The sequence below is a fragment of the Curtobacterium citri genome (genome assembly GCF_030362955.1).
Taxonomy (GTDB): domain Bacteria; phylum Actinomycetota; class Actinomycetes; order Actinomycetales; family Microbacteriaceae; genus Curtobacterium; species Curtobacterium citri.
On sequence record NZ_JAUCML010000005.1, the window covers coordinates 311,377 to 318,806 of the forward strand.

The following is a 7,430-nucleotide window of genomic DNA, read 5'->3' on the forward strand; positions in this document are numbered from 1 at the left end:
CGTCGTCGAGGGGCCGATCAGAAGGCCGGAAGCGGGATCAGCCGTCGACGTGCGTCGGGAGCGGCGCGCTGCCCGGCACCACGAGGTCCGCGACCGCGTCGAGCACGATGCGGACGTACCGCTCCCCCACCCACAGGTGCTTCGCCCCCGCGACCGGCACGACCCGGACGTTCGGAGCGACGGCGAACCGCTCGACGGCCTCGTCCGGCCGCAGGAAGTCGTCGTGCTCCGGCACGAGGGCGACGACGGGGACCTCGACGTCCGCCCACCGTGCCAGTTCCGCCTCCGACGTGCGGTGCAGGGGCGGGGACAGCAGGACGACGCCGGCGACGTCGCCGGACGCGACGTGCTCGAGCGCGTGCTTGAGGACCACCTCGGTCCCGAACGACCAGCCGAGCAGCCACGGCGTGGGGAGGCCGCGCGCCACGGTCTCGTGCACTGCGGCGCGGAGGTCGAAGCCCTCGGACACGCCGTCCCCGAAGACACCCTCCGACGTCCCGCGGGGCGAGGTCACCGACCGGAAGTTGAACCGCAGCACCGCGATGTCCGCGAGGGCGGGCAGCCGGGCCGCGGCCTTCTTGAGCACGTGCGAGTCCATGAAGCCCTGCGCGGTGGGCAGCGGGTGCAGGGTGACGAGGGTGCCCCGGGCCGGGCGTCCGAGCGGCTCGGCCAGCTCCCCCACGAGCGTCAGGTGGTCGTCCGTGACCAGCTCGACGTCCGTGCGCCGTGCCGGGAGCTCGGTGCCGGACCGGATCTCCGTGCGCGTCTCTTCGGTGCTCACGCGATGCTCCAGCAGTGGTTGTGCCAGTGACGCCGCGATGCCAGGTCGGCCTCGTCGCCCAGGACCCCGTCCGCACGCCAGACGACGACGTGCGCGGTCCCCGGGAGCACCGTGCCGCCGCAGCCCGGGCAGACGTACTCCTTCTGCGCGGACGCCGACGAGATCGGCTGCACCGTGTACTCGCGCCCACGACGGAACTCTGTCCGCCGCCAGGAGCTCATCAGCCGGTCGAGCCCGGTCTCCTCGTCGACCGACTCCGGCCCGACGCCGCGGGGCCGCCGCGGTCGGTTGCTGCGCGGCACCCCCGGGCGCCGATCAGTACCAGTTGTTGGCGACGCTGTGCGCCCAGGCCCCGCACGGGGTGCCGTAGACGCCGGAGATGTAGTTGAGGCCCCAGGTGATCTGCGTGGCCGGGTTGGTCTGCCAGTCGGCACCGGCGGACGCCATCTTGCTGCCCGGGAGCGACTGCGGGATGCCGTACGCACCACTCGGGTTGTAGGCGTTGACCCGCCAGCCCGACTCCTTGTTCCACAGCGAGACGAGGCAGTTGAACTGGTCGGAACCCCACCCGCGGTCGGCCACCATCTGCTGGGCGATCGCCTGCGCGCTGCCCGGGTCGGGCGTCGCCGCCGCTGCCGCGAGGGTGTTCGAGGGCTCGACCGTCTTCGCCGTGCCGTCCTTCGCCGCGTCGGTGTCCGTCGCGTCCGCGCTGTCGTCGGTCGCGGGCGGTGCGGTGACCTTCGGCTTCGGGACGGTGACGCCGTACCCGTCGCGGGTCAGGTCGAACGCGGCGTACGTGCCGTGCGCGGTGTACTGCTGCGGCTCGACCGGCGCCTTGACCAGCACCGGAGCGGTGACCGCCGCCTGCGCGACGTCGGGCTGCATCGGGTTGAAGAGCGATCCGCCCACGAACCCGAAGACGGCCACGAAGGACAGCACGGGGATGGTGCCCCGGCCGCGGATGACCGAGTTGACGGTGCGCGGTGCACGCTCGACCGGCACGACGGCGCGGCCCTGCTCGACTGCACGACCCTGCTTGACGGCGCGGACGCCGAGCGGACCGCGGGCGGTGTCGGCGGGAGCCGGACGCGAGAGGACCGCGCCGGTCGGCACCGGCCCGGTCGCCGGCGACCCCGCGGTGGAACGGGTGGTCGCGGGCGCGCTCAGCGGGGCGGACGGCAGCGTCGCCGTCTCGACCTGCGGAGTCGCGTGGAGGACCGCGTGCTCCGACGTGCGGAGTCGGTCACGTGCCGCGCGGCGCTCACCGACGACCGGACGGTCGAGGTGCTCGCGGGTACCGCGGTCGGAGCTGAGATCTGCCGTGTGCCTGCCCATGAGTCCGTCCAGGATAACGGAACGGTCACGGGGAGGGAAGCACCGGTCCCCCGCGCGTCGTCAGCGGACCGCGAGCATGACCTCGACGACCGCGTCGAGCAGCGCGTCGACCTGCGCTTCGCGGTAGCCGCCGTGCTTCGGCCGGAAGACGACCGACCGGACCTCGGTCAGGCTCAGCGGCTTGCCGTCGCGGAAGTAGCCGGCCAGTCGCTCGGCGAACGCGTCCACGTCCTTCGGGTGGTACCCGGTGCCGAGGAAGCTCGTCCGGGCGAAGCGCTGCCCGGTGGGGCGCTCGAGGCGCGCGACGACGTCCGAGGCCTTGCCGCGGGCCTCGGCGTACCAGGCCTTCTGCCCGACCTCCGCGACCTCGCGCTCACGCTCCCGGGCGGCGAAGGCGTCCTCGAGCCGTTCGAGCGCGGCGTCGACGTGCGCCGTGGAGTACCCGCCCTTGCGCATCGAGAAGGCCGTGGCGCGGATCTTCGCGGCCTCGATGCCGGGCGCCGTGTCCGCCGCGGTGTACGCACGGCGGGCGTCCTCGAGGAACCGGTCGACCTCGTCGACGTCGTACCCGAGTGCTCGGCGGTCTGCGGTGGGGAAGGTGGTGGCCACGGCGACATTCTGCCAGCACCGGAGCCTGGCGCCACCTGGACGCGCGAACTCGCCGCACAGGCTGCGGAGGGGCGCTCGAGGGATCCGTCAGTGGATGATTCAGTGGACGATGACGAGGTACATCACGTAGCCGACGGCCGCCGACGGCAGGATGCTGTCGATCCGGTCGAGCAACCCGCCGTGACCGGGCAGGAACGACGAGATGTCCTTGATCCCGAGGTCGCGCTTGATCATCGACTCGGTCAGGTCGCCGAGCGTCGCGGAGCCCGAGATCAGCACGCCGAGGACGACGCCGGTCCACCAGGGCAGGCCGAGCATGAGCCAGGTGACGAGGATGCCGACGAGGATGCTCGCCGCGACCGAGCCGGCGAAGCCCTCCCACGTCTTCTTCGGGCTGATCCGCGGCGCCATGGGGTGCTTGCCGAGGTTCAGCCCCGTCGCGTAGGCACCGGTGTCGACCGCCACGACCACGAGGATGAACGCGATCACCCAGAGCGGGCCGCTCGGCTGCGCCGACAGCAGCACCACGCAGGCACCGAGCAGGCTCACGTACGCCTGGGCGAACAGGCCGTTCGTCAGGTCGCGGACGACGTGCCCTGCCGGTGGCTTCTCGCGGGCGACGGCCACCTCGACCAGTCGCCAGAGCGACACGAGGACGATGCCGCCGAGCAGCGTGAACAGCGCCGCGACCTGCCCGCCCAGGAAGGCGGCGGGCACGATCGCGACGCTCACCGCGACGCTCGGGATGCGCGGGACGTCTCGACCCGCGAAGCGCATGGCGCTCGTGAGCTCGTAGACGGCCACGCCGAGCAGGAACGCGGCGACGACCATGAACGACGGCGTCCACAGTAGGAGCGACCCCAGCATGACGACCGCGAACGCCAGGGCGATCCCGATCGCCGCGGGCAGGTTCCGGCCGGTCCGCGCCGTCAGGGCCTCGTTGCGCGCACCGAGGTCGGCCTTCCGCTGCCGGAGCTGCGCCTCGAAGTCGGCGCGTGCCGCACGGGCACGGGCGTCGAAGTCCTGGCGGAGCCCCTTCTTCGCGGTCGACTCGGACGCTGACGGGCGCGGTGGGGTGGGGCGGTCACCGCCCGGCTCGGGGAGACGCATCAGACCTCGAGGAGTTCGGCTTCCTTCTTCTTCAGCGCGTCGTCGATCTGGTCGACGTGCTTCTTCGTCAGGCTCTCGAGGTCCTTGTCGCCACGGCTGATCTCGTCGTCCGAGATCTCGCCCTTCAGCGCGTCGAGGTCGTCCTTGGCCTTGCGGCGGATGTTGCGGATGACGACCTTGTGGTCCTCGCCCTTGCCGCGCACGAGCTTCACGAACTCCTTGCGGCGGTCCTGCGTGAGCTCCGGGATCGTCACTCGGACGATCTCGCCGTCGTTCGACGGGCTGGCGCCGAGGTTCGGGAACGTCGCGATCGCGCGCTCGATCTCCTTGAGGGCCGACTTGTCGTACGGCGTGACGATGAGCGTGCGTGCCTCGGGCGTCTGGAGCGACGCGAGCTGCGCGAGCGGCGTCGGCGTGCCGTAGTAGTCGACCGGGATCTTCTGGAAGAGGGCGGCGTTGATGCGTCCGGTACGGACGGTCGCGAAGTCGTCCTTGGCGACGTCGACGGCCTTCGCCATCTTCTCGGTGGCTTCGGTCAGGACATCACTGATCACGGTGGTTCTCCTTCGGTACTGCGTCGAGTCTAGTCAGCGTGCGGGTCAGTTGCTGACGACCGTGCCGATGCGCTCCCCACGGATGGCGGCGGCCACGTTGCCCTCGCCCTCCATGCCGAAGACGTGCATCGGCATGCCGTTGTCCATGCAGAGCGAGAACGCCGTCGCGTCGACGACCTTGAGGCCCTGCAGCAGCGCGTCCTGGTAGGTCACGTGGTGGAGCTTCTCGGCGGTGGCGTCCTTCTTCGGGTCGGCCGTGTACACGCCGTCGACGCCGTTCTTCGCGACGAGGACCTCGTGCGCGTCGATCTCGAGCGCACGCTGCGCCGCGACGGTGTCGGTCGAGAAGTAGGGCAGGCCCGCGCCGGCACCGAAGATGACGATGCGGCCCTTCTCCAGGTGGCGCTCGGCGCGACGCGGGATGTACGGCTCCGCGACCTGGGTCATGCTGATCGCTGACTGCACGCGCGTGGCGGCACCGGCCTGCTCGAGGAAGTCCTGGAGCGCGAGCGCGTTCATCACGGTGCCGAGCATGCCCATGTAGTCGGCACGACCGCGGTCCATGCCGCGCTGCGACAGCTCGGCGCCACGGAAGAAGTTGCCCCCGCCGACCACGATCGCGACCTCGACGTCCTGCGCGGCCGCGGCGATCTCCTTGGCGATGGTGCTGATGACGTCCGGGTTCACCCCGAGGGACCCGGCTCCGAACGCCTCCCCCGACAGCTTCAGCAGGACCCGGCGGCGTCCGGTCTTCTCGTTCGTCATGTGGCGCACCCTTCGTCGAATGTCTCGTGGGAATCTACCCGGCCGCAGCCGGTCCGGCAGAGGAGGTCGTGCCTCCCGGCTGGGTCCGCGCGTGTCGCAGCGCGCAGAAAACGGGGCCCGGAACCGATGTGGTTCCGAGCCCCGTCACGGGTTCTTTACGCGCCGACCTTGACGCGGGCGAAGCCCTGGATCGTGATGCCGGCGTTCTCGGCGGCCTTCGCGACGGACAGCTTGTTGTCCTTCGCGTAGTCCTGCTCGAGGAGCGCGACCTGCTTGCGGTAGGCGTTGAGGCGACCCTCGACGATCTTCGGGAGGGCGGCCTCCGGCTTGCCCTCCTCGCGCGTGATCGCCTCGACGGTCGCGCGCTCCTTCTCGATCGCCTCGGCCGGGATCTCGTCGCGCGTGAGGTACGTCGGGTTGGCGAACGCGACGTGCTGCGCGATGGAGCGCGCCTCGGCGGCGTCGGAGCCCGAGTAGGCGATGACGACGGCGATCTGCGGCGGCAGGTCCTGGCTGGTCTTGTGCAGGTAGACCTCGAAGGCGTCGCCCTCGACACGGGTGACCGTGCGGAGCGCGAGCTTCTCGCCGAGCGCGGCGGCGGCCTCGTCGATGACCTCGGCGACCGTCTTGCCGTCGAGCGGCGCGGCGTTGCCGGCCTCGACGTCGGACGCACCGGCGGCGGCGACCGCGGCGACGACCTTGTCGGCGAGGGTGGTGAACTTCTCGTTCTTCGCGACGAAGTCGGTCTCGCTGGCGAGCTCGACGACGGTCGTGGCGCCGCCCTCGGTCGACGCGACGACGACACCCTCGGAGGTCGCACGGTCGTCGCGCTTGGCGACGGCCTTCGCGCCCTTGATGCGGAGGAGCTCGACGGCCTTGTCGTAGTCGCCGTCGGCCTCGACGAGGGCGTTCTTGGCGTCCATCATGCCGGCCCCGAGGTCCTCACGGAGCTTCTTCACGTCAGCAAGGCTGTAGTTGGCCATTGACTGGAGTCCTTTCTGGACTGTGTGTGTTCGAGAGAAGGAAGGGGCGCCGAGCCGTGCGGCTCGGCGCCCCCGGTGGTCACTCGGCCGGGGTGGCCTCTGCGGCGGCGGCGGCTTCGGCCGTCGGCTCCGCGTTCTTGTCGGCGTCGGCGATCGGCTCGCCGATCTCCTTGTCGGCGACCTGCGCGTCGGCGTCGTTCTCCTGGACCGTCGCGCCCTCGCCCTGCGTCTGGCCGGCGAGGAGCTCCTGCTCCCACTCGGCCAGCGGCTCGGCCTCTTCCTCGTCGCCACCGTTGTGGCGGGTCTTCAGGCCCTCGGCCGCCGCGTCGGCGACGATGCGGGTGAGGAGGCCGACGGAGCGGATGGCGTCGTCGTTGCCCGGGATCGGGTAGGTGATCTCGTCGGGGTCGCAGTTGGTGTCGAGGATGCCGATGACCGGGATCCCGAGCTTCTGCGCCTCGTCGACGGCGAGGTGCTCCTTCTTCGTGTCGACGATCCAGAGCGCGCTCGGGGTCCGTGTGAGGTTGCGGATACCACCGAGGGTCTTGTGGAGCTTGTCCAGCTCGCGCTTCTTGATGAGGAGCTCCTTCTTGGTGAAGCCCTTCGTCGTGTCGTCGAAGTCGATCTCCTCGAGCTCCTTCATGCGCGCGAGGCGCTTGGAGACCGTCTGGAAGTTCGTGAGCAGACCGCCGAGCCAACGCTGGTTGACGTACGGCTGGCCGACGCGGGTCGCCTGCTCGGCGATGGAGCCCTGCGCCTGCTTCTTGGTGCCCACGAAGAGGATCGTGCCACCGTGCGCGACCGTCTCCTTGACGAAGTCGTACGCGCGGTCGATGTAGGCCAGCGACTGCTGCAGGTCGATGATGTGGATGCCCGAGCGCTCGGCCAGGATGAAGCGCTTCACCTTCGGGTTCCACCGACGGGTCTGGTGTCCGAAGTGGACGCCGCTGTCGAGCAGCTGGCGGATGGTGACGACGGCCATGCCGTGCCTCCTCGTTTCTCGGCGCACAGCTGTCGGGCCGTGCGCACGGTTGCGGTTGTGTCGGTCGCGACCCGGTGGTCGTGACCCCTGGCGTCCTGTCCGCACGGCCGCCCGCTCGTGGGAGCAGGACCGGTGGCCGGTGGGAACGCGAGTGGACGCGCGAAGTCAGCGCGCTGGAGCGCGCTGCGGTGGCAATGCTAACAGACGGGAGGCGGGGGGGGGGGGCGGCCCCCCCCCCCCCCCCCCGCAGGGGGGGGGGCGCCCCCCCCCCCCCCGCGCGGCGGCCGGCGCGCCCCCCCCCGGGGTTGCCC

9 protein-coding genes are annotated in these 7,430 nt (G+C 71.1%); all 9 read right to left on the reverse strand.

All coding sequences use genetic code 11. From position 1 onward, the window contains the following. Positions 1-37: 37 nt before the first annotated feature. The 9 genes from QUG92_RS10230 to rpsB all read right to left on the reverse strand — a co-directional run bounded on the left by QUG92_RS10230 (position 38) and on the right by rpsB (position 7,119). Complete coding sequence (locus QUG92_RS10230; RefSeq protein ID WP_289458930.1) at positions 38-781, reverse strand: alpha/beta hydrolase; 744 nt, start codon at positions 779-781, stop codon at positions 38-40. After that, positions 778-1,083, reverse strand: coding sequence for an Rv1322 family protein (locus tag QUG92_RS10235; RefSeq protein ID WP_069710687.1), 306 nt, complete (start codon positions 1,081-1,083; stop codon positions 778-780). The genes QUG92_RS10230 and QUG92_RS10235 overlap by 4 nt, the downstream gene beginning before the upstream one ends. A gap of 13 nt (positions 1,084-1,096) precedes the next feature. After that, positions 1,097-2,116, reverse strand: a complete 1,020-nt coding sequence (locus QUG92_RS10240; RefSeq protein WP_289458931.1) for an aggregation-promoting factor C-terminal-like domain-containing protein — start codon at positions 2,114-2,116, stop codon at positions 1,097-1,099. 60 nt (positions 2,117-2,176) lie between these two features. Then, the gene (locus QUG92_RS10245) at positions 2,177-2,725 is read right to left on the reverse strand and encodes a DivIVA domain-containing protein (RefSeq protein WP_069710686.1); all 549 of its coding nucleotides are present in this window, start codon (positions 2,723-2,725) and stop codon (positions 2,177-2,179) included. Between the two features lie 99 nt (positions 2,726-2,824). Next, a complete protein-coding gene (locus QUG92_RS10250) occupies positions 2,825-3,835 on the reverse strand; it encodes a phosphatidate cytidylyltransferase (RefSeq protein ID WP_259346262.1) in 1,011 nt (336 codons plus the stop codon). Further along, positions 3,835-4,389 (reverse strand): ribosome recycling factor, encoded by a 555-nt coding sequence (frr, locus tag QUG92_RS10255; RefSeq protein WP_069710684.1) that lies wholly within the window; start codon positions 4,387-4,389, stop codon positions 3,835-3,837. The genes QUG92_RS10250 and frr overlap by 1 nt, the downstream gene beginning before the upstream one ends. Positions 4,390-4,434: 45 nt before the next feature. Then, entirely contained in the window at positions 4,435-5,154 is a 720-nt protein-coding gene (gene pyrH, locus QUG92_RS10260; protein WP_058742043.1) for a UMP kinase, read from the reverse strand. A 155-nt stretch (positions 5,155-5,309) separates the two neighbouring features. After that, positions 5,310-6,137, reverse strand: coding sequence for a translation elongation factor Ts (tsf, locus tag QUG92_RS10265; RefSeq protein WP_069710683.1), 828 nt, complete (start codon positions 6,135-6,137; stop codon positions 5,310-5,312). A gap of 79 nt (positions 6,138-6,216) precedes the next feature. Beyond that, a complete protein-coding gene (rpsB, locus tag QUG92_RS10270) occupies positions 6,217-7,119 on the reverse strand; it encodes a 30S ribosomal protein S2 (RefSeq protein WP_069710682.1) in 903 nt (300 codons plus the stop codon). Between the last annotated feature and the right edge of the window lie 311 nt (positions 7,120-7,430).